Annotated in this window: 35 protein-coding genes; 1 reads left to right on the plus strand and 34 read right to left on the minus strand. The window is 61.5% G+C overall.

Annotated elements, in window-relative coordinates:
• From F1640_RS14830 to F1640_RS14950, 25 genes are all read right to left on the minus strand, one after another.
• A complete protein-coding gene (locus F1640_RS14830) occupies window positions 1–672 on the minus strand; it encodes a hypothetical protein (RefSeq protein ID WP_194919880.1) in 672 nt (223 codons plus the stop codon).
• A gap of 1 nt (window position 673) precedes the next feature.
• The gene (locus F1640_RS14835; protein ID WP_194919881.1) at window positions 674–1309 is read right to left on the minus strand and encodes a DUF2612 domain-containing protein; all 636 of its coding nucleotides are present in this window, start codon (window positions 1307–1309) and stop codon (window positions 674–676) included.
• On the minus strand, window positions 1306–2511 hold the full coding sequence (locus tag F1640_RS14840) for a baseplate J/gp47 family protein (protein WP_194919882.1): 1206 nt from the start codon (window positions 2509–2511) through the stop codon (window positions 1306–1308). Before F1640_RS14840 ends, F1640_RS14835 begins: the two co-directional genes overlap by 4 nt.
• Complete coding sequence (locus tag F1640_RS14845; protein WP_194919883.1) at window positions 2511–2843, minus strand: hypothetical protein; 333 nt, start codon at window positions 2841–2843, stop codon at window positions 2511–2513. Before F1640_RS14845 ends, F1640_RS14840 begins: the two co-directional genes overlap by 1 nt.
• A 10-nt stretch (window positions 2844–2853) precedes the next feature.
• Window positions 2854–3540: a Gp138 family membrane-puncturing spike protein gene (locus F1640_RS14850; RefSeq protein ID WP_194919885.1), complete on the minus strand. Its 687-nt coding sequence runs from the start codon at window positions 3538–3540 to the stop codon at window positions 2854–2856.
• The gene (locus F1640_RS14855) at window positions 3537–4406 is read right to left on the minus strand and encodes a hypothetical protein (RefSeq protein WP_194919886.1); all 870 of its coding nucleotides are present in this window, start codon (window positions 4404–4406) and stop codon (window positions 3537–3539) included. Before F1640_RS14855 ends, F1640_RS14850 begins: the two co-directional genes overlap by 4 nt.
• Window positions 4406–4699, minus strand: a complete 294-nt coding sequence (locus F1640_RS14860; RefSeq protein WP_194919887.1) for a hypothetical protein — start codon at window positions 4697–4699, stop codon at window positions 4406–4408. Before F1640_RS14860 ends, F1640_RS14855 begins: the two co-directional genes overlap by 1 nt.
• Entirely contained in the window at window positions 4696–5313 is a 618-nt protein-coding gene (locus F1640_RS14865) for a phage baseplate protein (RefSeq protein WP_194919888.1), read from the minus strand. Before F1640_RS14865 ends, F1640_RS14860 begins: the two co-directional genes overlap by 4 nt.
• Complete coding sequence (locus tag F1640_RS14870; RefSeq protein ID WP_194919889.1) at window positions 5313–6899, minus strand: phage tail tip lysozyme; 1587 nt, start codon at window positions 6897–6899, stop codon at window positions 5313–5315. Before F1640_RS14870 ends, F1640_RS14865 begins: the two co-directional genes overlap by 1 nt.
• A 45-nt stretch (window positions 6900–6944) precedes the next feature.
• The gene (locus F1640_RS14875; protein WP_194919890.1) at window positions 6945–7427 is read right to left on the minus strand and encodes a hypothetical protein; all 483 of its coding nucleotides are present in this window, start codon (window positions 7425–7427) and stop codon (window positions 6945–6947) included.
• A gap of 199 nt (window positions 7428–7626) precedes the next feature.
• A complete protein-coding gene (locus F1640_RS14880; RefSeq protein ID WP_206694694.1) occupies window positions 7627–8187 on the minus strand; it encodes a hypothetical protein in 561 nt (186 codons plus the stop codon).
• A 9-nt stretch (window positions 8188–8196) separates the two neighbouring features.
• Complete coding sequence (locus F1640_RS14885; RefSeq protein WP_194919891.1) at window positions 8197–8637, minus strand: phage tail fiber protein; 441 nt, start codon at window positions 8635–8637, stop codon at window positions 8197–8199.
• Between the two features lie 12 nt (window positions 8638–8649).
• Window positions 8650–10140 (minus strand): DUF3383 domain-containing protein, encoded by a 1491-nt coding sequence (locus F1640_RS14890; RefSeq protein ID WP_194919892.1) that lies wholly within the window; start codon window positions 10138–10140, stop codon window positions 8650–8652.
• Window positions 10130–10660 carry an LIC_12616 family protein gene (locus F1640_RS14895; protein ID WP_194919894.1) on the minus strand — a complete coding sequence of 177 codons (531 nt, stop codon included), beginning with the start codon at window positions 10658–10660 and terminating at the stop codon, window positions 10130–10132. Before F1640_RS14895 ends, F1640_RS14890 begins: the two co-directional genes overlap by 11 nt.
• Window positions 10657–11076: a hypothetical protein gene (locus F1640_RS14900; protein WP_194919896.1), complete on the minus strand. Its 420-nt coding sequence runs from the start codon at window positions 11074–11076 to the stop codon at window positions 10657–10659. Before F1640_RS14900 ends, F1640_RS14895 begins: the two co-directional genes overlap by 4 nt.
• Window positions 11073–11600: a hypothetical protein gene (locus F1640_RS14905; protein WP_194919898.1), complete on the minus strand. Its 528-nt coding sequence runs from the start codon at window positions 11598–11600 to the stop codon at window positions 11073–11075. The genes F1640_RS14900 and F1640_RS14905 overlap by 4 nt, the downstream gene beginning before the upstream one ends.
• Window positions 11588–12025, minus strand: coding sequence for a DUF4054 domain-containing protein (locus tag F1640_RS14910; protein ID WP_194919899.1), 438 nt, complete (start codon window positions 12023–12025; stop codon window positions 11588–11590). Before F1640_RS14910 ends, F1640_RS14905 begins: the two co-directional genes overlap by 13 nt.
• Window positions 12026–12029: 4 nt before the next feature.
• Window positions 12030–12380, minus strand: a complete 351-nt coding sequence (locus tag F1640_RS14915) for a hypothetical protein (RefSeq protein ID WP_194919901.1) — start codon at window positions 12378–12380, stop codon at window positions 12030–12032.
• Between the two features lie 3 nt (window positions 12381–12383).
• Complete coding sequence (locus F1640_RS14920) at window positions 12384–13427, minus strand: DUF2184 domain-containing protein (RefSeq protein ID WP_194919902.1); 1044 nt, start codon at window positions 13425–13427, stop codon at window positions 12384–12386.
• 1 nt (window position 13428) lies between these two features.
• Entirely contained in the window at window positions 13429–14145 is a 717-nt protein-coding gene (locus F1640_RS14925; protein ID WP_194919903.1) for a hypothetical protein, read from the minus strand.
• A 3-nt stretch (window positions 14146–14148) separates the two neighbouring features.
• Window positions 14149–15423, minus strand: coding sequence for a DUF2213 domain-containing protein (locus F1640_RS14930; protein ID WP_194919904.1), 1275 nt, complete (start codon window positions 15421–15423; stop codon window positions 14149–14151).
• 127 nt (window positions 15424–15550) lie between these two features.
• Window positions 15551–17431 carry a hypothetical protein gene (locus tag F1640_RS14935; protein WP_194919905.1) on the minus strand — a complete coding sequence of 627 codons (1881 nt, stop codon included), beginning with the start codon at window positions 17429–17431 and terminating at the stop codon, window positions 15551–15553.
• A 42-nt stretch (window positions 17432–17473) separates the two neighbouring features.
• On the minus strand, window positions 17474–18259 hold the full coding sequence (locus F1640_RS14940; protein WP_206694695.1) for a phage minor head protein: 786 nt from the start codon (window positions 18257–18259) through the stop codon (window positions 17474–17476).
• Between the two features lies 1 nt (window position 18260).
• Complete coding sequence (locus F1640_RS14945) at window positions 18261–19778, minus strand: DUF1073 domain-containing protein (RefSeq protein ID WP_194919906.1); 1518 nt, start codon at window positions 19776–19778, stop codon at window positions 18261–18263.
• A gap of 7 nt (window positions 19779–19785) precedes the next feature.
• Window positions 19786–20016: a hypothetical protein gene (locus F1640_RS14950; RefSeq protein WP_194919907.1), complete on the minus strand. Its 231-nt coding sequence runs from the start codon at window positions 20014–20016 to the stop codon at window positions 19786–19788.
• A gap of 65 nt (window positions 20017–20081) precedes the next feature.
• Here F1640_RS14950 and F1640_RS14955 point away from each other — a divergent pair, with 65 nt between their 5' ends.
• Window positions 20082–20291: a hypothetical protein gene (locus F1640_RS14955; protein WP_194919908.1), complete on the plus strand. Its 210-nt coding sequence runs from the start codon at window positions 20082–20084 to the stop codon at window positions 20289–20291.
• Here the strand turns inward: F1640_RS14955 and F1640_RS14960 are convergent.
• The 9 genes from F1640_RS14960 to F1640_RS15000 all read right to left on the minus strand — a co-directional run bounded on the left by F1640_RS14960 (window position 20263) and on the right by F1640_RS15000 (window position 26447).
• Window positions 20263–21729: a PBSX family phage terminase large subunit gene (locus F1640_RS14960; protein ID WP_194919909.1), complete on the minus strand. Its 1467-nt coding sequence runs from the start codon at window positions 21727–21729 to the stop codon at window positions 20263–20265. The two genes, F1640_RS14955 and F1640_RS14960, sit on opposite strands and share 29 nt — an antisense overlap.
• Window positions 21726–22238 (minus strand): terminase small subunit, encoded by a 513-nt coding sequence (locus F1640_RS14965; RefSeq protein WP_194919910.1) that lies wholly within the window; start codon window positions 22236–22238, stop codon window positions 21726–21728. The genes F1640_RS14960 and F1640_RS14965 overlap by 4 nt, the downstream gene beginning before the upstream one ends.
• A gap of 268 nt (window positions 22239–22506) precedes the next feature.
• Entirely contained in the window at window positions 22507–23181 is a 675-nt protein-coding gene (locus F1640_RS14970; RefSeq protein WP_194919911.1) for a hypothetical protein, read from the minus strand.
• The gene (locus tag F1640_RS14975; protein ID WP_194919912.1) at window positions 23178–23381 is read right to left on the minus strand and encodes a hypothetical protein; all 204 of its coding nucleotides are present in this window, start codon (window positions 23379–23381) and stop codon (window positions 23178–23180) included. Before F1640_RS14975 ends, F1640_RS14970 begins: the two co-directional genes overlap by 4 nt.
• A 47-nt stretch (window positions 23382–23428) precedes the next feature.
• The gene (locus F1640_RS14980; RefSeq protein WP_194919914.1) at window positions 23429–24022 is read right to left on the minus strand and encodes a hypothetical protein; all 594 of its coding nucleotides are present in this window, start codon (window positions 24020–24022) and stop codon (window positions 23429–23431) included.
• A complete protein-coding gene (locus F1640_RS14985; protein ID WP_194919915.1) occupies window positions 24019–24543 on the minus strand; it encodes an HNH endonuclease in 525 nt (174 codons plus the stop codon). The genes F1640_RS14980 and F1640_RS14985 overlap by 4 nt, the downstream gene beginning before the upstream one ends.
• Window positions 24544–24547: 4 nt before the next feature.
• A complete protein-coding gene (locus F1640_RS14990) occupies window positions 24548–25942 on the minus strand; it encodes a DnaB-like helicase C-terminal domain-containing protein (RefSeq protein ID WP_194919918.1) in 1395 nt (464 codons plus the stop codon).
• Entirely contained in the window at window positions 25939–26109 is a 171-nt protein-coding gene (locus F1640_RS14995; protein ID WP_194919920.1) for a hypothetical protein, read from the minus strand. The genes F1640_RS14990 and F1640_RS14995 overlap by 4 nt, the downstream gene beginning before the upstream one ends.
• Window positions 26106–26447 (minus strand): hypothetical protein, encoded by a 342-nt coding sequence (locus tag F1640_RS15000; protein ID WP_194919922.1) that lies wholly within the window; start codon window positions 26445–26447, stop codon window positions 26106–26108. The genes F1640_RS14995 and F1640_RS15000 overlap by 4 nt, the downstream gene beginning before the upstream one ends.
• Between the last annotated feature and the right edge of the window lie 2 nt (window positions 26448–26449).

Raw genomic sequence — 26449 nt, forward strand, 5'->3', positions numbered from 1 at the left:
TCACTGGCCCTCCGCCCACCAATCGACGCCATCAAGCGTATTGTCGCCGCCGGTCACGGAGCCTTGGACGACGAACGTGATGCCGGTCCTTGCGAGCGAAACCCGCTGGAGCCAGTTGTCCCGCGTAGCCACACCGGTCAGGTTGATCGGCGTGATCGCATAGGAGACCAGCGCGTTCGGGAAGGCGGTCGGGAACGTGATCGTGTATTGATTGCCGGCCGAAATGGTTGCCGACAGCGTTCCGGACTGGCGCCAGCGGCTGACGGCGATCCAGTTTGCCGGACTGCCACCATCGGGATCGGTCGTGTTGCCGTCCGCTGTCGATTCCCACACCAGGCCGGGATAGGTCGCGGAATGCAGCCGCGCGAACTTCGGATAGCCGCCGGCCGCCGATGCCCAGGCGCTGTCATAGATCGCGGGGGCGCCGGCGCCGGCCCAGCGCGCCCATTGCGACAACTGCTTGAGCAGCCCGTTGAAGTCCTTGCCGTTCGGTGGGATCCCGCCAGAGCTTTCGGGCGTGAACGTCTCGGGCGGGAAGCCGTCATAGAGGCTCGCCGGGGCATCCGTGGGGCCGGGCGTCTGGTGCGCCTGCGGGATGGAACGGATATAGGATGCGCCCGCATTGTTCGCGAAAGGGATCGGGAAACGGGGAGGCATATCACTGAGGTTCATGTCACGGCGTCTCCACGTCGAACGCGACGCCGGCCGGCTTGGGCAATGCTCCCGACTGCGTGACGATCGCGTAATCTACTTTCGACAAGGCAGCGCCGAAGACATAGGTCATCGTCATATCGGTGTTGTCGCGGACATAGCTGTTCCCGTAGTCGGGAAAGAGCGTCATCAGGATCGCGTTGATCGACGGAATCGCGCAGTCGGTGATATTGAGCGCGGCTTTCGCAAGGATCAGCCGGCGATAGGCGATGTCGGTCAGGTTGTAGTTCGGGGTGAGCGAGCCACCGCCGTAGAAGATGCCGGACCCGAACGGCACGGCATCGCTCGATTGCGAGAAGCCGAGGAACGGGGAATCCGGCACATAGAGCGCGCGGGAGACGCCGACACGGCGACCGATGATGTCGAGACCGAAGCCTTGTGCCTGGTCGACATCCCACGTCCATGCATAGAACTCGTCAAGCGCTGCCTGCCGGTCCAGCGCGAAGTTCAGCGCCTCAACCAGCCCGACGATGACCGGGCTGTTCGCATACTGGCTGATGACGGTCTGCGTGCGGGCATCGAAATAGATCGCGGGATTGACCGAGGGATCGCCGGCATAGCCGATCGGTTCGGCCGAGACGGGAACGAACGAGGTCATGCCAGCGACACCGCGATATGCGCCGGGTCCAGCGTAGGCATTTCATTGATTTCGACAGCGACATCATCGCCGGTGGGCGACGCCGAGGTGCCGATTTTGATCGAGACCAGTTGCGCCCAACTTCCGAGGCTGGAAACGGCGGATGCGAACCGCAGGGCATAGAGCGTGCCGCCGATCCGCGCTTTCGGGCCGCCGTCACCCCCGGCGAACGCAAAGGCGATGGCATTGCGGATTTGTGTCTGCGCATCGGCAGGAACCGCGCCGTTATTGGCGATGGTGACCGCGAAATAGATCGGTAACGCACTCGGGCGTTCGAACGTCACATCATAGGAGGGGTAGGGCAGCGAATAGCTGGTGTCCTCGACGGTGACCGTGGTGTCGCCGTTATAGGCGCAGCCCGGAGCTTTCTTCGACCAGATGGCGCGCGCGACATCGGCATCCGTTCCACCCCACACGGCAACATAGACCGAGTTCGCCGCGATCGTCACCGAACCGATCGTGGTGCTGGTGTCGGTCGGGTTCTCGGTCACATAGGCATCGATCACGCCGGGAACTGCCAGAACCGTGCCCCGGATGGCTTGCAGGACGGCCACCGCGTTCTTGGCCACCGATGCGGTACGCCGGGCCTCGAACTCCGCAGCGCTTTCGACATCGCGCCCGATGACGCCGGCCGCCGGGTTCGTGATCGTATCCCAGCCGGACACGACGCGCATGATCCGGGTCAGTGTCCCCGAGGGGCAGGCGATGGGGCCGGTATCGATCGCCGCGAACGTGACCGATACCGAACCACTGATGGGGATCGTTGCGGCGCCAAGGCTCTGGTAGATCGTGCCATCGCTCGCCTGCGCCAGCGCCCCGGCCTCGATGACGGTTCCCGCCGCCCCGGTGCAGGTGCATTCGACGATCGTCGATGTCGCGGCGATCCGGTCGATATAGGACAGGCGCCCGATACCGTCCTGCATCCGGCCCGACGAAAAAGCGGGATCGGTCAGGTTGATGTATTGGAGCATCTGGTCGTTGCCGGCGGCGATGATGGCCGTGAGCGATGCCACAAGTTGGCCCTGCGGCGTCGCATCGCTTTCGTTGAGGCCGCCGCCGAACGCTTGCTGGAAATCAGCCCACACACCGGCCTTGATCGCGCTTTCCGTCGGCACGATCGGCCCGGCCGAACTGAACTGGATCGATGGAACATTGGTCGGCATCAGGACGCCCCCTGCTCGAACTGGACCTGACCGCCGACGCTTCGGGCGCTAATGCTGTCGAGATAGACCACGGGATTGACCACGCCGGGCACGCGGGAAGCGGCATCCGCGAGCTTCTGCTTGATGATCTGGACCGGGATGGGCTGGCCGAGGATCGATGTCAGATAGGGCAGGCCAATCGCGGTGTTGTAGTAGCACTCGCCCTCGAACACGCGGCATTCGCTGGCGACATCCTGCTCCAGCGCATAGGGCTCGGACGCGACGGCGATGTCACCGCCCGAGGTCAGGCACAAATCCCAGGTGTCGCGGTCAAGCAGGAGTGACGTAGCCATGTAACCTAGGTTACGACGCGATCAGGCCATGCCCCTTCAAAGCGTTGAGAATGGCGTTGATCGTGGTGCGCGCCTGACTGTCGATCGTGCTGCCCCCTGTGGGCGCCGTGATCGCCCCTTGCTGAGTGCCTACAACCTTGGTCCCGCCCACACGGTACTCGGTATCCGTGGTGACCGGCCCGGCGATGTCGACGAGATCGCTGGCTTGCAAGGCTACGGTCGGGGACTTGATCAGCACATTGTCATCGTCGCCGATTTCGATGACTGACGTTGCCTCGCCATCCGCATGGAAGCTGCCGAGGTAGATTCCATCCGACCAGTCGAACTTGCGCCGGCTGCCGGGGTTACCGATCGCGCCCGTCTTCTTCACGACCGAGATGTCGCTGTGACAGAAGGAGACGACGCCCTTGTCGCCGACGCGCGGCTTGATCCGGATTTCGCAGGTGCCGGCGCGCAGGGTCTTGACCGGCAGGCCATGGATCGTCCCGTGCGGGATGCCGTTGCCTTTGCCGTCGATCTGGTTGACCATGACTTGTACATCGACGGTATAACCACTGTCGCCCGAATGGACGGCCATGACCTTGACAGGGGCGGAGGTGGCCATGCCGTTCATGATCTGGCGGACGATGAAGGCGGTCTGGCTGGCGTCGTTCTGAGTATATCCTAGGTCGCCGAAGCCTGTGATGTTTTCGATCATGCCTTGTTGTCCAAAAAGCTGCACTCAACGTCTGTGAACCACTGGCCGTTTGGTATTTGGCTTTCGAGGCGGTGCGACATTGCGCTGATCCGCCATTCGCCATTGGCCGCCGTGAAGGCGCTTTCGATCCGCACTTTCCTGCCAAAGTCGAGGCTGGGATTGTAGATCGTCGTGAACTGGACGCCGCCTTGCGTGAAAGCGGGATAACCAACCAGTCCGGTATCTGGAGACACAAGAACAACCGCGCCATTCCGGGCCTTGTTGTTCGGCCAGACCGCAAGCACTTTCGTTCTGTCATCGATATCGAATTGGGCGTGAACGTCAGCACATACGGATTCGATCTGCGACCGGACGGAGCCGGGCTTGTAGGGATTCTCCAGTTGCCCCGTTACGCCGCTGTTCTCGAAGCTATAGCCTATCTGCTGCGCAAGCCCTGCGAGGACCATGGCGGCATCCACTGAGCCGGAATAGCTGGTGGGCGCGATAGGCTTGCTCAGGGGGAATTGGCCGGTGTCGGCAGAGACGTGGAACACGACATCCGGTTGATTGCGGCCATCGGCCCATGCTTCGCGCACGGTCCCTCCGAAGCACATTGACGGGGTATTCGCGCTGTCCCCTGCGAAAATGAACAGGTCGTTCCTGCGGTACTCCTGAAAGTAGGACTTCTGCGTCACCGTCAGCTTGTTCATCAGATCCAAGGACATGCCCCAGATTTGCACATCGGCGACCCACAGGAGGTTGCCGCCGCGAACAAGGTTGGCGCTGCACCGCAAGCCTTCGAGCAAGACGGTGTTCTGTCCCGCCGTGCCGAAGTCGCCCTGGCCAAGCGTGAATTGCAGGTTGATGATCCGTTTGGCGAACGCCATCAGCCTTCCCACACCAGCAGGAAGCGGGAGCCGAGACCGGCATATTCCGGATCGGAGCGGCCCTGCGTATCGATGAAGGCGAGATCGCCGGTAAAGCCCTGCCACGATCCGCGCACGATCCAGACGCGATCCCGGCAGAGGACGCCATAGACCACGGGCGCATCGTTCACGAACAGGTTGAAGTAGAGGCCGGTGCGCTTCTGATAGACCTCGATCCGGCAGGACTGGCTTGCAAGCTGGAGCGAAACCTTCTGCGAGGCCACGGCATCGAGCGGGATGGTAACCTGCGTCATTTGACCCCCGAGGTATCGACGGTGGACGTGCTGGGCTGCACATGACCATTGCTGACCGGATCGGCGCTGGCCGGGCTTTTGGTGGTCGTGAATGTCGCGGTGGCGTTCTGGCGGATTTCGACAAGATGCACTTCGGCTGTGATGAGGCCGGCGCCCTGCTCGCGTGAGCGGTCAATCGTCACGCGCGAGACATTGACGTTCAGGTACGCGCGTTCGGGCGTAACCACATTGTAGATTTCAATGTCGCCTCGGATTTCCTCGATTTCACGGATGAACGCCGCACGTTGGGTCAGATTGCCACCCTTCGACATAACCACGCGGACATCGAAGGGGAGGGCGACCTTATCGTAAGTCTCAAACGCGCCTTCCTGAAGCGGGTAGGTCGCGATCCTGTGTTCAGCATCATAACCGATGGCCACGACGCTATCGGCATGGACCACAAGCGCGCCGCCCAAGGTGTAGATACCCCATTGGTTCTTGGCCGTAGCCGTGACCGTGATGGAATCGCTGGAAAGCTGAGATTCCTCACCTTCCGTTGGAGGGTTCTCATCCCCTCGCTGGACTGTGGGGACGCCGGGGGTTGCCGGTACGTTGGGAAATTCTGGACCTGCCATCAGGGGTTCACCACTCTATCAGCCTGTGCAACGGCGTGACGCCTTTGGGCGGCTGCGCGGACATCACGGATCATCTTGTGGCCATCGGTCGCCTGCGTGTTCACCGTCATGTTTCCGATGGTGATGCCCCCGCCGCGATACTGCCGAAGGTATTGCGTGCCGCGCATCATATCGGCTCGCCAGTCTCGGGCGTTCTGCCAGTTTGCTCCCTGCGGACGCATGAAGTGCGTGATGTAGTTGTGCAGGGCCTCGTAGGGGCTACGGCTTCCCATGACCTTGCCGCCGCCTCGGTCGCCGCCGCGCATTTCCCAAACTAGGAAATCAAGCTGCTGGGCCAGAGTGGGATTCGGCCCAAAGCGCCGGAATAGCTCTTTCTTGCGGTCCCCGAGCCACTGGCCGATGCCAAAGGCGCGACCCATGTAGCCGCCGCCACGCGGCTGCCGAAGGCCGCCCTCCGCCTCAATGCCGGCTCGAGCCCCAATCGCTACATGAGCAGGCACTCCGCGTTGAATGAGACCGGCCACAATGGGATCATGACCGCCGGAGGTGGATGCGCCACCGGGAGCGGGCGCGCCTGACGGCGTTTTCCCCATGCCCATAGCGTTATCGAGGCTGTCCAGAATGCCGCCAGACTTCGCCCCAAAGTTGCGCTTGATCCAGTCCCCGAATGATCCGCCGATGGCGTCGCCGACGTAGTCGCCAGCGTTCTTGTCGCCGGTCCAAGCATCATGCGGGATACGCTTGTACCACGGGGCATCTTTGCCGGGGCCATTCCTGATGTACGACAGAAATTCACTCAGGAGATCGACGCCCTCTTGCAGGACGGGAACAAGTTCGAGCAGGACCGGAACCAACGCCTCTTGCAATTGCGAGTTCAACTCCGCTAGTTTTTGCTGAGCCTCCTCGGTCTGCTTGGCCAATTCCTCCTGCTTGTCGGCGCTTGCCTCAAACTTCCGCACCAGATCGTCGACGCTGGCTTGCCCCTTCTGGAGCAGGTAGATCGTCGATTGCGAAAGCCCGAGCTGCCCCGCGTAGTTGGCGAAATCCTCCTTGCTCATGCGCCCCGACGCGCCGGCAATCTTGCGCAGGATTTCACCGGGGTCAGAGTTCTGGAGGTCATCGCCCGTGACCCCCAGGCGGCCATAGATGGCGGCCTGCATCGGGTCCAACTGCCCCATGCGATAGGAATATTTCGAACGCTGAATCGTCTGGAGGCTGGCGTCGGCATCGCCTTCAGACCCACCGACAGTTCCAAATGCCTTACGCCATGCCCAAACCTGTCGAGTGGACATCCCGAGGGTCTGGCCCAAGCGATCGGCGGATGCGGCGCCCATCGCCATATCGGCTAGAAAGCCGGTGATAGACCGCGCGCCAAGGAAGGCCACGCCAAGGCCGACGACTTCGTTGCGAACCCCTTTCAGCGTTTCGCCCAGCCGCTTGCCGGACGTTTCCATTGCCGTGAAGGATTTCTTGTTCTCTTCCTTGAGGCGAGCGGTTCCCTCGTTGATCTCGCGCTCGCCCTTCTTGAAGCCGCTGGCATCAATGCCGAACGTGACGAAGAAGGCGTCGAGAATGTTGGTAGCCATCAGGCGCTCCGAGGTTGTAACCTCAAGGTAGCGCGCATTTCGATCTCAGAAGCCGGGAATGACCGCCTTCCATGTGCATTTGCATCCTTCATCCATTCCGGGCCAAGAAGGTACACCGTTGATCAATAACCCATCTCGAAGACCGTACCGCGTGCCGTTGGCACGCAAATGCTCGGCAGCGTTTGGACATAGACAGGGCGCGCCACTGTGAATCCAGATGCTCTCGGATATTCCGTTGCTGGCTTCTCGATTTATGCGCATCCTAACGGTGGCGCGATTGTTAAGAAATCGCGCAATTGCAGATGCTTGTCCCTTGTCGATGCCGGGCACATCCTGCTCTACCAGCCATCTCGTGAGGAGCGCCAGATCACGACCTTTCGAAATCGATTCCAGCGCGGCACCGTATAACGCTTCCCGCAATTGAGTGGGGATATACGGTAGGCCGTTGATGTCGGCGTATAAAGCCTTCTTTATGTCTTCGGACACACGCGACTTATCGAACTTAATCGACGGAATGTCGCTGCCCATGTGAGGGAATTTTCCCCAACGCCGGAAGAATCGAAACATGCCACCTCCTAGAAGGAGGTACGGTATGGGACCATACACGAGAGTCCAGCACGGTGAGGTCCAACGATCTCCTACCGGTCGCCCTTTTCGGCGGCATCATGCGCCCGGCGCTCATTCTCCGACGCCACCGAAATGATTTCCAGCAGGGCGTAAACGTCCTCTAGGCCGTAGTGCTGCTGGACATCTCGGAGAGAGGCTTTTCCGGATTCGATGACTGCGCCGCAGCTTCTTGGGACGTTGGCGTATTCTGCTGGTTCATATTGCGGAATGCCGCCATCAAATCCGAGAGGATGGCGGCGACCGAAAAACCCAGGTGCAGATCAAGCGCCTCCTGCCGCAGCTTGTACAGCGTCGTCACTTCCTCAATGTCGCCGTCCGTGAGTTCATCGGGCATGATGAGCGGGCGCGATGCCGGCCTTTGCGTGACGGGGTCAACTTTCTTCGGATCGGGGACGAACGACATACAAGTCATCATCTCGTCGAGCAGGGGCTTTGCGGCATCGAAAGGCAGTTTGCGCAGCGCCTCCAGCCCGATAGCGAACAAGCCAAGCGCGCCGGCCTGCAACGCGCCGTCTGGTACCTCTACCCCGACATTGGCCAGTGCCATGATCGCGCGCGTCGACCATTCCTCACCCGCCCATGCATCCTTTTCGACGATGAGGAACGACTTCCCCTTGTCGCGACCTTCGGCCTCGATAGTGACGATCTTGGATTTGCGCACGGGCGCTCCTTAGACGAAGGGGGAAGGGGAGACGCTTTCCCACTGCACCGTGAAGCGCCGGGGCTGGAGCGTGCGGCGTGCGGCGGGAATCGGCGAGACGCTGAACAGGAAGCCACGCTTCATGGCGTACTTCTTCTGCGAGGAAGGCAGGATGAGCGTTCCGGTCGCGATGAGCTTTTCCTTTTGCTCCCGCTCCCAGGTGTTCCAGTATTCGAACAGATCGATGCTCTGGCTGTCCGCCTGCAACGTGATGTTCTGCGAAATGGGCGTGGGAACCCAGCCCGCAGAAAGGCGTCCGTCAATGCCCATCGACGTTTCCGCCGGCTGAATGGCATCCATGTCCGTAATGTCATCGGCCGCGAAGCCCTGCAACCTGATGGGGCTGCTGAAAATGGGCGTTACCGAAATCAGCAGGATGCTGTTGGCGCTGGTGAGTGTACGCGTGTTCATCGCTGCCGCCCCTTACTGGACCATGACGCTGGAGAGATTGATTTCCTGCACCGACTGGCCATCGGTCCAGAAAACGATGATCGACGGCGAACCGCGGTTGGCGCGGACATCGGTGCCCGGATCGGCGACCTTGATGTACCAGCCCTGCTGTTCGATCGTGTCAGCCACGTTGCCGCCGGCAAGGTTGTTGACCTCGGCCTTCTGCTGCGAACTGAGCGCGATGCCGGAGCGGATCGCACCGAAGAACAGGGCGTCGTCGATCACGCCGCGCAGGGACGCCTCAATGGTGGCATAGCCCTCGGCATTGTACGGGATCGAGCCGACCGTGGTCAGGAGGTTCATGAGCGCAAGCTGGAACTTGTTGTTCATCCATACCTGGCTGACCCAGCTATCGATCCAGCCGAAATCGCCCGTGATCTGGCCGGGATAGAGGAACACGAACTGGTCGTTCGCCGTGGCGTAGCGACCGACGTAGTTGTAGCCGTTCGCCTTGAGGTTCGCGGCAATGGTCTGGTTCGAGACGCCGGGGATCACGGCGCCGGTCTTGAACGCCAGTGTCGCCCGCCCGTTTTCCTGCGCGAAATTGATGGAGGCGATGGCGCCCATCAGGAAAGCCGCGACATTGGCGCCGTTCGCGGGATCGTAGACCGGCATCGTCGCGCCGTAGCCGTTGGCGATGGCCAGCGCCGCGAACGAGGAATTGTCGCCCGAACCCGTGGTCGCGCTCGAATTGGTCCAGCCCGCATAGGCGTAGCGATCGGTCTGCGCATCCGCCCATGCCGAGAACAGGAGCTTGTCGGAATCGCTCGGCTCCCACGTCGTCGTGAAGCTGACAAAATCCTGCGTCGCGGCGATCACCGCATCCATGGTCGCGCCGGGCACCATGGCGTCGCTACCCTGCGAGGTGACGGCGCCGGTCGCGGCGGTCAGCTTGAGGCCGGCCGACAACGTGCCCGTGGCAAACGAAATGGTCGACGACGCCCCGGTGGCCGAATTGGTGAAGGTGAAGCCGCCGCTCACGCTGTCGTAGGCGACGACAAAGCCGGGCGAGGTAAAGGCCGCCGCAATGATGGTGGCCGCGTTCGAGAAGCTGGTGGCGGAACTGAGGTTGATCGTCGACGAGGTCTTGGCGCTGCCGTTGACCGTGATCGTCAGGACGCCGGAAAGCGCCTGGAGATCGGACAGCGACAGCGACGCCACGGAACCGCCGCGCAGATAGGCAGCGACGGCCGACGAGGCATAGCGCGAGAACCAGAGTTTGGCCGGCTTGATGTTCGAGCCGTCGTAGCCCGAGAAATAGGTCTGTGCCAACGCCGCTTCGGTGCTGAGCGCGCCGAAATAGGCCGACACGTCCGCCGCGCTGGCGAACGACAGGACCGAGCCGACAGGAATCTGCGCGCTCGTGGTCAAGAGCAGGCCGACGAGGTCAAGACCCGAACCGCCCGCCGTGATGACGCGGGGCAGGATGCGGACGATCGCCGACGCCGGAATGCTAGCTACCATGGGTTACCTCCGACAATGTCGTAATCAGCGTATCAGCGAACTCAGCGGGGACGGTGACCGTGATGCTCCCGTGAAGCGTGGCCGTCGTGGTCCAGCGCTGAATCCATTGCTGTTCGCCCGCCAGAAGCGGCAATTGTGCCGGCTCCGTGCAGTTCAGGGGCGCGAGGCCGATGTCCTTGAACTTCTCGACTGCCCATGCATCGCGGAACAGCGTGGCCACGACCTGCGCGTTGTCGGCGCTGAGCGGGCCAAAGACATCGATCTGGAAATCAAGGCTGGTCGACCTCTCGATGTCCTCGCTGCCGATCGCTGGGATAGGATCGGTTGGCGGGTCATAGGTGTGAACGTTCATGGCCATCTGCTGCCGGCGCATGTCCTGCATCAGCACCCAATTCGGCCCCGCCGGCATGGGCACGCGGTTGACCTGACCCTGAATGACCTCGGTGTTCGCCGGCAGGACCGCGAGCAGGAACGACCGCAACGCCGTATAGACCTGTTCCTGAGTGACGGAGGGCGTCATGCGGTCGGGTCCGACATCTGCGACGTGATCGCGACCTTGCACCAGCCGCTTCCGATCCAGCCCTCAAGCTGAGCCACCACAAGCCACGTCTGCCCGCGTACCTGCGCCGGTATCGTGGCATCAGATCCGAACACAAGGACATCGCCGCCCGACTGGCTGGACCTGTCCACGCTCGAAAGCTGGGTATTGGCGTAGACGCTGGCCTGACCGTTGCTGATATTCAGCCGGTCCAGATGCTCAAGCTCGCGCTGGGTCAGCGCCTGCACCTGCACCGTAATGGTCTCGTCGTCGGCATAGGACGGCACCTGCCGCCCGGCATCGTTGGTGGTGTAGCCGGTGCTGCGCCGAAGCGTGACCGGCAGGTTCGGATTGATCGCCGAAGTCACGCCGTTGGCGATGCCACGAAGGTTGATCACAGAACCTCCTTGTCGACGCTGTGCAGGAGGTTGCCGCTCCACGACAGGGGCTTTCCGGCCGGAGCCGTCGCGCCGGCAGCGACATCGCGCCGGGCTTGCTGGACATCGGCGAAAGTCACGCCTTCACCGGTCGGGAAGCGCTGCTTGAGCAGGTTCGTGACATCGGCGTTCGGGGGGCTGTCGGTGTTGACGATGGACTCGATCAACTGGCCCATCATGCCATTACCCATCAGTTCCAACGCCTGATCGGTGTCGTAGTTGCAGGACTTGAGGACGGTGGCGAACTTGTCCGCCCATTCGCCGCTGTTCTCGGCGATCATGTTCGAGAAGAACGGGCGCGCCGGGATGCCGGCCTCGGGGGCGCCGAAGTTGTTGATCGCTGCCACCGTGGGCACGTTGATGTCCTTGTCGGGATAGCTGGCGCTGTCGAGAAACCCGACGTTGACCTGCACCTTTTTGCCTAGCCGTTCGCCAAGCGCGGACAGGACTTGCTCGAACTTTCCGCCGCCGATTATCTCCGCCATGTCGACCCCGCCCACGGCTCGAAATTGTAGGGCTGCGGTGCGACATAGACGGCGCTGCGGTAACCCTTGGTGGCTTGCCAGAACGACAGACCGTAGCTGGTCTGTTGGAACCAGGCGGCGCTGCCGGGCACGTGACCAAGCTCGGTCGTTACCGACACCGAACCCTCGGATGCCGATGACACCCGCCCGACAAGCCCTGATGGCTTCCCGTCCGCGTTCAGGGCACCAGACAGGGCCGCGATGTGCGCGGTGGCCATGTTGAGCAGGACCAGCCGCATGGCTACGTCCTGCACGGGCGACGCGTCGGTGTTGTCGAGATACAAGCCGGCTTCGGCAAAGAACAGGGCGGCCCGCTGCTCGCTGACCGCCCCGAACTCCGGATATCTCAAGACCCACGCGGCGTAGTCGAACACCGCGATAGCCATGGGGTTACGCCTTCGCCGGCTCTACGCCGACTTCCGCATCGGTCTTCTGCTCAAGACCGGACTTCACCGACTTGGCGATTTCCTTGGATGCATCGGCCGCCTTGGCCGGCGCTTCCGCGAAAATGCTCATGTTCTTGAGCGGGCCGAACTCGGGCGTGACCTCGGCCTGCCAGAGATCGAACCATTCGGCGTCGACACCGGGCGTCAGGCCATAGCCTTCGATCAGGAAGGGCGTCTTGCCGTCGACAGGATCAATCGCCTTGGCGCCGGCAAAGACGACAGCCTTGCCTCCCGCTTCGGCGATGAAATCCCAGGGCAGCTTTGAGCAGACGGTGACAGTGTTTGCAGCGGCCATGGTTCAGGCTCCCAGCATCTGGACAAAGGCCATCGGGTAACGGATCGTGGTGCCGCCCGTGCCCGCCGACTGCTTCTGCTTCCAGCCCGATTCCATGTTGATCACGGGATGCATACGCATCTTTTCCGTGAACTGCGCCATGCTGACCGGAAGGGCGTTCAGCGTGCGCAGCTTGAGCTGGGTCAGGTTGCCGGAGGCGGTCGCGAACTGCGGAATCACCACGAATCGCACGTTCGGGAACGACTGCTGGATGATTTCCTTGACCGTCTTGCCGAAGTCGTTGGTCTTGGCGAGATACGGCTCCAGGGTGTTCGGGAAACCGAAATCCATTTCGCTCGACATATCCACAAGCGCAGGAAGGGCGGTTTGGAGCGCCGCATACTGCTTGAGGAAGTCGTTGTAGATTTCGATGACCGTACCGTTGGCCCACGCCGTGCCGCCCGCCGCCTTGGTGGTCGGCGAAATGGCGGCCGGCAGCGCCGGATCGTTCATGCCGCCGTAGCAGCGCAGGCCCGACACGCCGAAGAACTGGAACGTATTCTGCGCGCGCGCGATGGTGTTCGCCGACGATTCCGATTGCAGCGATGCCCAGTCAACGCGCGCCTCGCCGTACATGGCCAGTTCGCGTTCGCCCCACTTGGTGTGGGTCTGGAAATAGTGCGCCTGGCGCGTCACCCAGTTCGCGTTCGCGTTGGACTCGCCGCCTTCGTTGAAGTCACCATAGGCGGTGACGTGGCCCGAAAGCTCGGTCAGCGGGAACTTGAACTCGGTCGTGGTCCAGTCGCCCATCTTCTCTTCGCCGTAGAACTCGGCCGCCTTGGTCGGTGCATAAACGACCTTGATGGTGCGAGGATCGACGTAGGTGGTGAACAGCGACGGGACACCGGCATTCGGCGCGGTGAACAGCGCCGGCTGCGCGTCCATGGCAATCGACGTGCCCGCGCTCCGGTTGCGCCATTCCGGCGGCAGATAGTCGCGGACGCCATCGAGGATGATGCCATCCTGCGCCAGACGCGCGCGGTGTTCAGCAAGGCGTGCAGTCAGCATATCAGAACCCCTTGTCCGCAATGACCATGACATCGCCTGCGGCGCCCTTGGTCTTGACGTAGTAGCGCGTCTCATAGTTCGAGATCGTCGCGGTGACGGTGCCGGTGGCGGAAGCGTTCGCAGCCGCACCGGAGGCGTTAACCAGCGTCGCGGTACCAGCGCCGGCATTGACGGTGCCGATGAACGACGAGGCCGGAATGCCAGTGCCCGAGATCGGCATACCCGGTGCGAGATTGCCCCCGGTGAAGCTGATCGTCGCGTTGCCGTTGGTCGTGGTGACGGACAGCGTCGACGTGGTTGGCGTGCCCGCCGCGCCCACGGTCAGAGATCCATCGTAGTAGGAGGCGAAGACCTTCTGACCGGGCTTGGCGCCACCGCTCGGCACGGTCACCAGCGCATGGCCACCGTCGTAGAGGGTGACCTCATTGCCGGCCGGGATGACCATGCTGGACTCGTCCAGATAGCCGGTGATCGCCGCACGCCCGCTCGAACGGGTCACCAGACCCACGCGCGAGGATGCAAGCTGGTTGGGCTTGCCGTTCGTGACGACGCCGCTGTCATCGTCCGCCCATGCGAAACGCGCCATGGTGACGCCGGCCGATCCGGCAAGAAGTTCGCCAGGCAGCGCCGCAACGCTGGTGAAAGGATAGGTGACGAGCAGCGTGCCGGGCACGCCATATGCCTGGTTGAGGCTGACAGAGGTCTGGAAACCGGTCATGGCTCACTTGCTCCCGTAGAGTTCTTCGAAGCTGTCGTTCGCGCGCTTGACGGCGGCAGCATCGAATGCATGGGTCTTGGTCTCGCCCGGCTTCGGCAGCATCGCCACCATCGCCTTGTAGGCCGACTTCGGCACGTCCTTGAGATCGACACCGGCCGCATCGAGCGCGACCTTGTAGATCGATTCCGCGCTGTCATGGCCGATCAGTTCGCCGACGTGGGGGAAGACATCGCGCTTGGCGACTTCGATCGCGGCGACACGGGCAGCGCCGCGCTTTTCGGCATCGGCGATCATGCGCTTGACGGTCGCGCTGTCCATCGCCGGCTTGTCGTCCTTGTCCTCGCCGTCCTCATCCTCGGCCGCTTCCTTGGCGTCCTTGGGATCGGGATCGCCATCCTGGCCCTGCTTGTTGTCGTCGTCGTCGCAGTCTTCTTCGTCCTCGCACATCTTGTCCTCGTCGAGAGCAAGCGGCGTGATCGTGGAAATCGCGGCGACTAGATCATCCAGATCAAGCGCCTTGTCGGCGGCGAGATGCGGCTTCACCAGCTTGTGCAGCGCGGTCGCGACCTTCTTGGGCGCGCCATCCATGGCAAGGGACTTGCCGTCGACATCAGCCAGCGCCTTGGAAATATCCACCTTGGCATCGGCTGCAAGGCGCGGCCGGATAACGGCGGTCACAGCCCCCGATACCATCAGCGCCGTGCGAGACTTGAGCTTCATCAGTTCATCTCCGACCACTACATCCGGTCCCGCGCGCCCCTCGAACACGAGAGCAACGTGGTTCCCCATGATCTCACGCATTACACCGTCGTAACGCAAACCTTCTGGCGTCTCCCCGGCGGTCATGTCGGCGCGGTAGCGATAGCCGCAGGAAAGCTCCTTCTGGCGGCCTTCCTCGATCGCGTCCTGAGACTTGCCGGACCAGACCACGAGACTGTTGCGCAGGTAGGGGGCAATGAATTCGCTATCCGTCCCCATGGCGCCGATCTTGATCTCTCCGGGGATTTCATCATCCCACAGATCGGGGTTAACGGGCAGGTGTTCCGAAAGAAGCGGAACGCCGTTGAACGTGTCCACCGCCTTCGCCAGTTCCTCGGGATCGCGGTAGAGGTAATAGACCTTCATCGGGTCCAGCTCCAACTCCTCGGCTCCGGGGATCTCCGAACCGTAGTAGGGGCAGACGTTCGCCTTCGAGATGTTCGACACCTCGACATGCAGGAAGCCGTTGGCATCGCGGCGGCGCACAGAGGGCGCGCGGTCCATGGCGAGCAAGATCATTTCATCACCTCACACCTCATCGTTCCATCGGCATCGCGCCAGACCTTCCATTGGCCAGGCACTGCGATCCTTTGCGCATGGCCTGCGCGGACTTCGGCGATGGCTTGAGCGAGGGTCATGGCCACACCTAATTGTTGCCGCTAACGGTTTTGTTCGTGCCGGTGCCGTTGTCAGTCACCGTGCAGCCGCCAAGACCATTGTTCGTAATGTTGTAATAGTCTGCTGGCCCCGAGAAGACATTGACGGCTGCTGTCTGCCGATAAGTCGTCGTGTCCGCGTCGCGCTCGAACGTGCATCCCTGCACTTTGAAGTTACTAGGCGACACCCCTCCAGAAGCTACAAAATCGATAGCCGATCCATTCGATGACCGCCCGCGTTGATTGCGCGCCGCAGTAACCCCTATAAAATCAATGTAGCTGTTATCCTGGTACACCAGCGCGCCCCGGCCGCCATTACCGTACAACTGCCCTCCGCGCATTTTGACGTGCTTTGAGCCCGCAATATCAAGCCCGGAGTAATCAGCCATGGTGGTGTATCCGATATCGGACTTGTCGTGACCGGACGACGCAAACCACGAATTTTCTAGGTAAAGGTGCTGAGTGTTACGGATATAGCCCGCTGCCTGCGCTGGACTATCGAACAGAACGGAATTGATCTTGTTGTGCCATGGAGAAACCCCACGATTGTTGGTCCCGTCATTGCTTTCAGTGACAAAGCCATGTGTGCCGAGCAGAACTTCGCCATTTGCGGCGATAAAACCCTCCACGCCGCCCTTGAGGTGGATTCCTCCGTACCCGCCAGTTGACGATCCCGCGCTCATTTCGAAACCGTTCAGATGCACAGACAGCGCATCGATTGCCGAAATGCCTGCGCCGACATATTCGTAAACTTGCAGGGCGCTGATCTCGGCTCCAAGATAACTCACGCCGCCACGCAAAATCCGGATGCCATCATACACCCAGTTCAGCACCAGTCTGCTGAAATTGGCCCTGATACAATCCTCAAGATAAATCGCATATGCGCCGTCGACCGGAGTCGTGCTGTACCCTAGGCGAATGTTTCCTATCTCGACGTTTGCCCTGCCACTGGCATGAAAAATTGGAATATTATTGACAGTTGAGATTAGGCCAGTGGACCAGTTATTTTGGCCTTCTATGGTAATGTAGTCTGGCAAAGAAATTGTGTCAGAAACATAATAGTTCTGCCCACCAGCTAGTGACGGCAGGATGATTTTTGACGCCCCGCTGGAAATCGCTTGCTGAAGAGGAACCGTCACGTCCGGGCCCGCCCCTCCACCAACAGGGCCGGGGCTTACCTCATAAGGCGCATCCGTCACATAAACGACCTTGCTGAGTCGATCTCCAACTGTCTTGGAAATATAGGGAGCCGAAGGAGTGTGCGAAAATCCCGGTAGGCCGGCTCCGTCCTTTGACAGGAGCTTGGTGATGGAACCCTGAACCGTCGTGAACAGGGAGCCGCTGGAGCCGTCGTCGGCGCCGACGCGCGCGGAGCCGCCCTGCGATCCCACACCGTCAATGAAGTCCTGCACCTTTTCGCCGCTAGTAGTTCCCACGACGCCTGCGCCGGCATCGGTGGGGATCGCTGCAACAGGCTCAACGATGAGCATTGCCTGAGCAGCGGCATCCTGAGCTTGCGATGCCGCAAGAACCGCTTGATCTTTCGCCTCAATCGCTTCCTGCGACAGATCGGTTCCGCTGAAATCCGAGGCGAGAGCGACAAACGAGACCTGCGCGTTCTGCGGAAGGTCGACAAGGCCGTCGCCATTCGACGAATGGAGCGGCGTGCGGACAAGCTGGCTTCCGCTGGTGAGATACTGGCCCTGCCCGATTTCCCACTGCGAACCCGCCACGACCTTGTAGTTGTAGGTCTTGCCGTTCTGGAGCGCTTCAACCCCGCGATAGCCATCGACCGCAGAGCCAAGGGAAAGCGCCCCCGTGCCCATGCTCGTGACGTTCACCCTGACATTGTCGACAAGCGTCGCGGCCATGCGTTACTCCTCCGTAATCTCAGGATACGGGGAGAGCCGGGGTCAGGTATCGAAGCCGGGAATGACCGCCTTCCACGTGCATCGGCAGTTGATGGCCTGTCCCGGTAGCACGGGACCGAAACCGTCCTTGAAGTCGTGGCCTTCATCCAGCTTGAACCGCTTGCCGCTGAATGCCTTGTGCGCCGGGCGCGGCTCCCTGCCGCCGCCGCTGTGCAGCCAGATGCCTTCGGTAACGCCCACCTCTCGCTCGCGGATGGAGCGCATGGTCGCCGTGGCCTTGTTGTTCTGATCCCTCGCGATCAGGGCTGCCCGGCGCTTGCTGACGTTGAACTCCTTCTGGAGCGAGCGGGTCAGCGTCGCGAGGTCACGGCCCTGCGAGACCGACTGCATCACCAATGTCTCAACGCGGGAAAGGTGCTGCGTCGCGATCGATCGGATCAGGCCCACGTTCTCGGCTCGGACGGCCTCAAAGGCATCTCGCATCGGGCGCGTCATCTTGAAGCGGACAGACATCCCGCCTTGGCGCAACATGTTGGCCAGCGTCCTGTCACACCGCCCCCGGACAGCGGTCGCGAAGTATTCCGCCAGTGATTCCGAGAGGTCATCGAAGCGCTTGAGCCAGCGCTTGCCCTGCTTGGCGATGACCTGCTGCAGCGCCTTCGCCGGCAGATTGTCCGATGCCATGATGACGGTCTCTGGCGTGTTGCGCTTCCATTCCGCCGTGATCTCGCGCAGGATGGCGCGGTGCATGGCGTCGATCTCGGACCAGAGACGCGACTGGTATTTGTCGCGGATCGGTGCGGCCGGGCGGATCGTGGTGGCGGCCATGCTACTCTGCCTCCGCTGCGCCTTCATCCTCTTCGACATCGGTCATATCGGGGATCCCTGGAGCCGGCCCCGACAGGTCAATCCCGTGGTAAAGACTGGTCTCGTCGTTCTGGAGCCGCTGGCGCACCTCATCGGGATCGACCACACCGGCATCGACATAGGTCGCGTCCGCTTCGGCATCGGCCTTGCGAATGTCCGCCTTGTCCTTGTCCGACATCTCCCACAGCGGGTTGAACTCGAACGTGACGGTCGGATCGATCTCGTCGAACAGGGACAACTGGACCACTTCAAGTATGGTCTCCAGCACGGGCCGGACAACACGGTTCGAGAAGGCGATGATCTTGTCGTAGAAGACTCGGATTTCGCCCTCGGAACTGGCGTTGAGACCCGATGGCGTGATGCCGAGCAGGATTACCAGTGGGATGCCCGAGATGGCGGAAATCTGTTCGAGCGACTGCGCGACCATATCCGGCACGCCCGAAAGCTGCGCCGAGACGTTCTCGAACTCCTCGCTGTTCTTGTCGACGACGAACGTGCCGCGATTGTCGCGGGTCTTGTTGAAGAAGTCGACGCGGTTGAACAGCCCCTTGCCGGTCGGGTCTTCCTGCAACCGCTGGTCCATGTCCGTTTTCAGGACCATGACCGAGAAGCTGTGCAGGAGGTCCGAACCAGACTGGCGCGCGCGGAGCCAGTTGTCGACATAGGGCTTGCACATCTGCGTCAGGGACACGCCGCCGAACGCATAGACCGGCTTGAGCATGTTCGGCATCTCGTGCCCGACCATCGTCAGCAGGCGCGAGGCGTGGACGATCCGGCCCGACACATACCACGATTCCGGCCGGTAGAAGTTCGGGGCCAACGGGTTCTGCGCGTCGTAGATGCCGGGGTAGCTCCACATCGGCTCAACTTCGGTGATGCGGAGCAGGGGGCGCTTCGTCCCGATCTTGCCCTCGGCCACGATCAGCCGGGTTTTCAGTTCTGCGTCGCGGTCATAGTCGCCGAAGTCGAGAAACAACTGGATGCGCCCGAAGCCCCGCTCCTTGCGGATGGCGCCCTCGATGATCTGGCGCAGATCAAGCCGGTCGAACTCGGCTTCGATCTTCTTGCACTTCTCCTCGTCGCCGCTGAGCTTGATCCATTTGCGGGTGCAATGCTCCGCCCAAATCGAGCAGATGTGCTGGTATTCGCCGCGCTGGAACAGTTCGGCGAGGTAGGGATAGCCGAGGAAGCCAAGCCCCTCCGTGAAGCCCGACGCCATGGCATAGGAGGCCAGTTCGCCAAATGACGGTAGCGCGCTGTCCATCGCCATGCCCGATGGCATCATGCCCGGAGCGGGTTGCGGCCTGGTCCAGATGCGATCGGCGGTGAAAGCCTTTCCGCCGTGGCGTTCGGATTCCCAAATCGCGGCGGCGCTGATCGTCAGGCTGCGGCGCTCCTCCTCCGGCATGACCTGAGCCGCTTTGGTAAGCGCGGTGCTGCTGAACAGGGCGCGCCAAGCTGCGCGGAGACGCTGGAACATGGTCTTGTCAGTCCGGCGCGTACTGCAGCTTGTTGCCTTTCCCGTCGATCCACCATAGCCGACGCTTGCCCGAAGTCGTGGTGTCCTCATGCACTTCCGGGGCAGCGTAGCCATTGGCCATGGCATGGCGCGCAACGATCAAGCGGCCGGCTTCGAGCCAAACGTCGTTGTCGTTCATTTCGTTGACGCGAGCCGCGCTGGTGTCGAAATCGTCGAATGCCTTTGCCGGATGGAGCATGATAACCTCGCTACGTCGGTGTAAGGTCCATGTTACGCGCCATCGAACTGTGGTAAGGCCCCGGCGTGCTGAAACTCGCCGATCTGCTCCGGGAAGCCTTTATGGGCATGAAGACACGCGCCGAGCGGGAGGAAGTCCTGTTGAAAATCGGCGCCACCGCAGACGAGGCGAAAGCGGCCTGCGATGCACTGGAGGAAATGGAAGCGCAGACCGTGACCGAGGTGCTCTTGGACCTCGGTCCGGACTTCATGCAGCCCGCAAAGCCTCATCGCTGATTGTCGCGCTGCGTTGGCCCTCCCAATAGGCCATGACGACAGCGTCGGCGAGGTTATGCGACGGGATGCCGCGCTTCTTCAGCGACTTCTTACTCTCGACCTTCATGTGGCCGTTCACGCTCTCGCGCCGGGGCTGCGACAGTTCGGCCGCCAGCTTCTCGCGCAAAGGCAGGCCTGACGGTATCGAGATCAGCTGCTTTCGGTCGTAAGGTAAGCCATTTCGCGCCTGCCAAGTATTGCGGAAGCGGTCGGCGAGCAGCCCCCAGCCTTGCGCCTTGAGGTTAGCAAACATATCGCCGTGCGTCTTGCCTGGCATATATTCACGGTCCGGCCGGTCGGGCGACTCCGAAGCGGTCCAGCCATTGTATCGGCATGCACGGAACGGGATGCCGATGGAAATAGCCTTTGCCTTTGCCGCCGCCTCCAGCCGACGCAGCTCTCCCGGTACCGATGCACCAACGCCGATGTTGTCGATATGGAGCGTGTCGAGACCCTCGCGCATGACGATGCCGTGGGCATAATCAGCAGCGGCGTTCGGGTTCTCGTCGTGCCATTCCTCAAGCCCTGAGAGGACGCAACCGTAGCGCCACGCAATCGCGTTCGGATCCTGCATTTTCGGCGCCGCCACATCCCCCTCGACCCCGCCGCTGACGTCGAAGCCGCCGATTTTGCCGCCGGTCATAGGGAAACCGTCGATATGCAGGTGAGCGTCGATCGCTGCCTGCACCCACATCGGCTTGATGATCGACAGCGCGTTGTCGGCCACCGGCTCGCCCAGGTAAACGTGACGGTAAAGCTCAGGGTCGGAGAGCTGCATCAGCTCGGCGTCGTCTTGCAACTCGCGCGGGAATCGCGGGTTGTCGGTGAAGTTGATTTTCTTGACGATGCAGTAGGCGCGCCCGTCCTTTTCTGGCGGATACATCGGATCGGCCACGAAGCGCTGGTATGTGTTTTCAAGCGGGTTTTCGGGGTTGAACGACACCCAGATTTCCGAACCACTCTTGCGCATGGTCGGGATCAGCGCGCGCCAGCTTTCATCCGTGACTGGGTTGGCCTCTTCCAGCCATGCCGCGTCGAAGTCAGAAAAGCCCTTGAGCTTCTGCGTGTTCAACCGCGTAGCGCTTGCCTTGATGCCGCTGAACCGGATGCAGCCGCCGCTGGTCTTGCACTTGATCTCGGTCTTGAGGATTTCGAAGTGATCATCCAACCCGCGCCGCTCGATCTCAGCCACAAACTCCTGATAGACGCTATCGGCAATGCTCTCCATGATCTCGCGGAAGCACACCACGCGCCAGCCATGGTAAAGCACATTGCTGGTGAGGATCGTGCAGAAAGTGCGCGTCTTGGCACTGCCGCGCCCACCATACGCCACCTTGAAGCGCGCCGGTTGCAGGTAGTCCCGATAGGCCGGGAAGATGTCGATAACCTCACTCGTCATTTCTCAGTGATGTTGTACGTAGGCGGAGGGGGCAGATTGACGATGACGCTGGTTTCTGCATCCTTGAATGCCCCGACGCTGACATGCCGGCCGATCAGATCAATGCGCTTGATGCGCTCTGACAATTTCACCTTTCGGATAGAGCCGACCACAATGCCCTCGATCTTGATCTCCTCAACGTCGATGCCTGCGACGAGGCCCTTGCGCCAGATGAGCGGCCACTGGTGGACCGGCTTCAAGCCGCCGTGTTCGTCGTAGAGATCGGCAAGGTCTGCTTCAGCCTCAAGCTCAAGGCGTTGCAGCACCCAATCCGCATCGACGCGCGTCCGTTCCGACCTTGCCGTCTTTGCCGCTACGAGCGCCGATGAGACGTCAACATTCGTCAACAGCCTTCCTCCCTGCTGCTTAGCCGTCTTCGCGCTGTATCCTGCCCGGATCGCCGCCTGCGTGGCGTTCAGGTCGATAAGGTATTCTTCAATGAAGCGCTGCTGCTTAGGGGTAAGGGTCATTCTGCGTAACTCCGCAAATCCCATGCAACCGGCGCGCGACTTCCGCGCATGATTCCAATCTCGTTTCGCCAGCGGGTAATGGTGCTCAGACTGGCTCCGTAATGTCGGGCGCATTGAATCGATCCGATCAGCGGCAGCATGGTCATGAAATCGTTTGGTACTGGTCGCCTTGATGCAATGCCCATGCATCGCCTGCACCGGCTCAAGCTGTTCCGATTTATCTCTAACCCGCAGTCCTGGCATCGTCTTGCACGGTGAATAGCCATCATCACATCTCCACCGCAGACCAGCCCAGCCTCTCGGCCCGGCCCATCAGTTCATCATCCGTCAGCACCGAGAAATTCCGCTTCCAGTGTGATCCCTTGGCGTTCGGCTTCCCATCGGCGTCGCAGCGGTACACGGCCCCGAACTTGCGCAGGAAGTCCGCAGCCTGTCCCGCGACGGTAACGTCACGGTTGCACAGCAATGGCCGTTGCTGAAATCCCGAAGCGAACGGACGCGGCCCGGCGCTGGTGCGCTTGGCCCGCTCGTGCTTGCTCATGCTGATTTCGCGGCGCCAGCGGGTGACGGTGGAGAGGCTGGCCTTGAAGTGGCGAGCGGCACCGTGCGAGCCTAGCTTGAGCAGGACAGCGCGGAAGTCGTCCGGAACCTCGCGCTTGAGGCCGATGTGCCCGCAGGGACGACAATGCCCCCGCGATCCGCGGTTGATCACGCAGCCGCACGAAATGCAGTGCTTGACGATGGGCTTGCCGTGGCGCGGCTTTCCGCCCTTGTTGATCGCGGCCGGTCTGTTCCTGACCCATGTCCAGAGCGGTAGCGTGTCGATGTCCGCTGCGATGCGATCCTGGGGCAGCGTGATAGCGCAGGGGCGGAAGCGGGAACGGCGAGCCATGGCAAGAACCGCGATGTCAGGTTGAGAAACGGAAACGGCAAGCATGGTCACGCCACCCTCCTGGCCATCCACCGGTTGAACTCTTCGGGGGTCATGAGCGCCCTCGCGTCGCTTTCGGTCAGTTCGCGTTCGGGGAAGCGCCGGTTGAAGCGCTCCTCCTCCTCGGAGCGGGCTTTGGCCGCCGCCGCGTGTTCCTTGTTCGAGCGTTCCAGCATCCGTGAGACGGCGTGGAACCAACGCTTCCGTGTCACCTCGTCAGCCTTTCCCAACCAGAGATCGATGCTTTCCAGTTCGGCGGTCAGGTCGGGGAGGAACGGATATGCTTCTGCCCATTGATCGTAATCGGCCTTGTTGAGCCGGATAGTCCTGCCCTCGAAATGGTACTTGGGGGTAGGGGGGTAGAAGATGAAGATGAAGATGAAGGGGAGGGTTTTGAAACCGGGGTGGAGGGGGGTTTTTTATCCCCCCTTAGTTTTTCAGTTTCGGGGGTTTTATCCTTGCGCGGACGGCCGCCTTTCGATCCGTGAGAAGCCCCCTTGTAACCATGCGCGGCACCGGCAGAACCTCCGGCAGCGCGACGTTCCCTGGCATCTTCATCACGCACCATCCGGCGGCTGAAGATCATGCCATCGTCTGTTCTGGAGAACACTTTACGCGCCTCCAGTTCTTTGAGAAGTTTTTTGACAAGATTTGGCGTCTCCCCGATCAAACGCGACAGCATTTCCACGCTGATTTGTTCGCCATCGATGGTGAGGTGGCCATAGGGTTCCCCATCATGCATAAGCGTCAGCATCTCAATCCACAGGCCGCGCGCGGCGAGCGAACAGAGACGCAATCCGGCTTCGGTGCGCCAGTCGGACGGGTAAAACTGAAATGATGGGCGCTTGCTCATCGGTCACCTTTGATTTTGCGCCAGCAGACCCCGCAGAAATATTTCCACTCATTGGCCGAACTATAAATTTCGGCCCCCAGCGTGATATCGATCGCTTCCAGCACTTCGTTGATGCCCAAGCGTTCGATGAACGTTTTCATACTGGAAAATTTTGCGTGCGTGGTTTCGGTTTGCCCGCGCCAATGCCCAAAGGCCTGCCAGATTTCGTCCTCGACACGCTCCCTGCGTGCTGCAAGCACGGCACTGTAGCCTTTCAACTGCTCTTCGCGCTCGGCAACGTCAGCAGCCTTGTCCGCAAGCGATTTGGGTACGGCATCAAGAGGAGTGGCTGACTTGCCGCGATTGCAAGCAAAGCACGATGTGACCAGATTATCCGCATCATCCTCTCCACCAAGCGAGACCGGAATGACATGGTCAAGTTCCAAGACAACCTGTGGCGGATGAGCGCCGCAATACTGGCAAGCGAACTCGTCGCGCTTAAAAATCTCGAAGCGGAGACGTTTGGAAATTGAACGTGCCATATTCTTACCTCACCGCCTGATAGGGAGCATAGAACCGGCCCTTGGCGGTCCCGGTCGTGCCGTTGCGCCGCTTGGCCAGAATGAACTCGATAACGCCCCGGCAGCGCTCTAGCTGGCGCTCCCAGGTCTCGTGCTTTTCGGGATCGTCCTGCGGCTCGGTCTGTTGCAGGTAGTATTCTTCCCGCAGCAGGAACATCACTGCATCGGCGTCCTGTTCGATCTGGCCACTGTCGCGGAGATCTGAAAGCAAGGGCCGTTTGTCCTGCCGTTGTTCCACCGTGCGCGAAAGCTGGGCCAGCGCCAGCATCGCGATGTCATGATCCTTGGCGATGCCCTTCAAGCGCTTGCTGATTTCCGAGATCGCTTCGTAGGCGCTCCGGCCCTTGGTGTCCGGGTGCAACAGCTGCAGGTAATCGACGACGACGAGATCAAGCGAGACGCCACGGGCGGCCATCCTGCGCTTGTGCCGGCGCACCAGCATATCGAGACGGCCCACGGTCAGGCTTCCGGTGTCCACGACGGTCAGGGGCAAGCCAGAGAGGTATTCCCCGGCGCGGCCGATCATGCGGCGCTGAAAATCGTTCGGGCGGTTCTGGATCGCGGCGTAGGGCACGCGATGGCGCTCGTCGTCGAACAGGGCATCGGCGATCAGGCGCCCCGTCAGTTGCTCCTTGGACATCTCCAGAGTGACGAACAGGACGCCATGGCCATTGTCGGCGGCGCCACGAGCGTAGGAGCAGGCGACGGCGGTCTTGCCCATGCCTGGGCGTCCGGCAAGTATCGTCAGGCTCTTGGGGCGCGGGTTGCCGAGAAGATCATCCATTTCGGGGATGACGTTGCAGACGACGCCATTGGTCTCCGCATCCATCTCGGCCATGAACGACGCCACACAGTCCCCGGCATCGGCTTCAACCAGACCGGTTTCGGCGCGGGCGGATACGGCGGCATCGGCGCAGGAAGCGATTTCGGGAAGCGGGGCGGTCAGGTCCGAACACTTGGCGACGGCTTCGAGCAGCCCGGCGCGCATCCGGCGGCGATCGGCGAGGTCGATGATCTGCTTTGCCAGTTCGCGTTCGTCTAGCAGGCCGATTTCAATGACGCTGGTCAGCCGGGCGAGATAACTGACACCGCCGACCTCGGCCAGTTCAGGATCATCCTCGAACATGCCCTTGATGGCGACCGGCGAGACACCACGCCCAAGCGATGCCTGATGCACCAGCGTATCGAACAGGCGGCCATGAAGCGGGGAGCGGAAGTCCTCGGCGCGCAGGATGTCGGCAACGCGATCGATCTTGTTCGGATAGACCATTATCCCGCCAAGCAGGATGGCCTCGGCCTCGACATTCGAGATGTCAGCGGGCGCAGGCAATTCAGTCACGATAGCGGTCTGCGCGTTCATTGCACCGCCTCGAATGCGCGTTCAAAGCGCTGATAGATGTCGGCGCGGATTTTCTGCCACGTCGCGTTCTCACGCAGGCAGGCGACTTCGGCCTCAACCTTGGAGAGGCTGGCGTGGAGATCGAACGCTTCGTTCGCATCCTGTGCGCTGGTGGTCTGATTGCTCACACACCCTCCCCGATCTGGATTTCAACACGGCCGGGCTTGCAGGGCTCGGCAAACTCGAACACGGGGAGGAAGCGCTGGTCGTTGACCTTGAGCGCGTCGGCGATCCCGTCGAAGATTGGCTTGCAGCGGTTCGGGAAGTTCACGCGATCACCGCGCCGATCGGGCGGAATGAACCTGACACGCACAATGATGTCGCCCGTGGCCGGTGCCTGCGCCTTCGCCTCCTTGGCAGCGGCAAACGCCCATGCACGCCATTTGCGCACAATGGGGGACTTGCTGTACCAGTTGCCCTTGGCATGGCCGGAGAGCGACGAAGGAGGGAAGGGCAGGACGATCACCG

This window comes from Novosphingobium sp. NBM11 (assembly GCF_015390225.1).
Lineage (GTDB): Bacteria > Pseudomonadota > Alphaproteobacteria > Sphingomonadales > Sphingomonadaceae > Novosphingobium.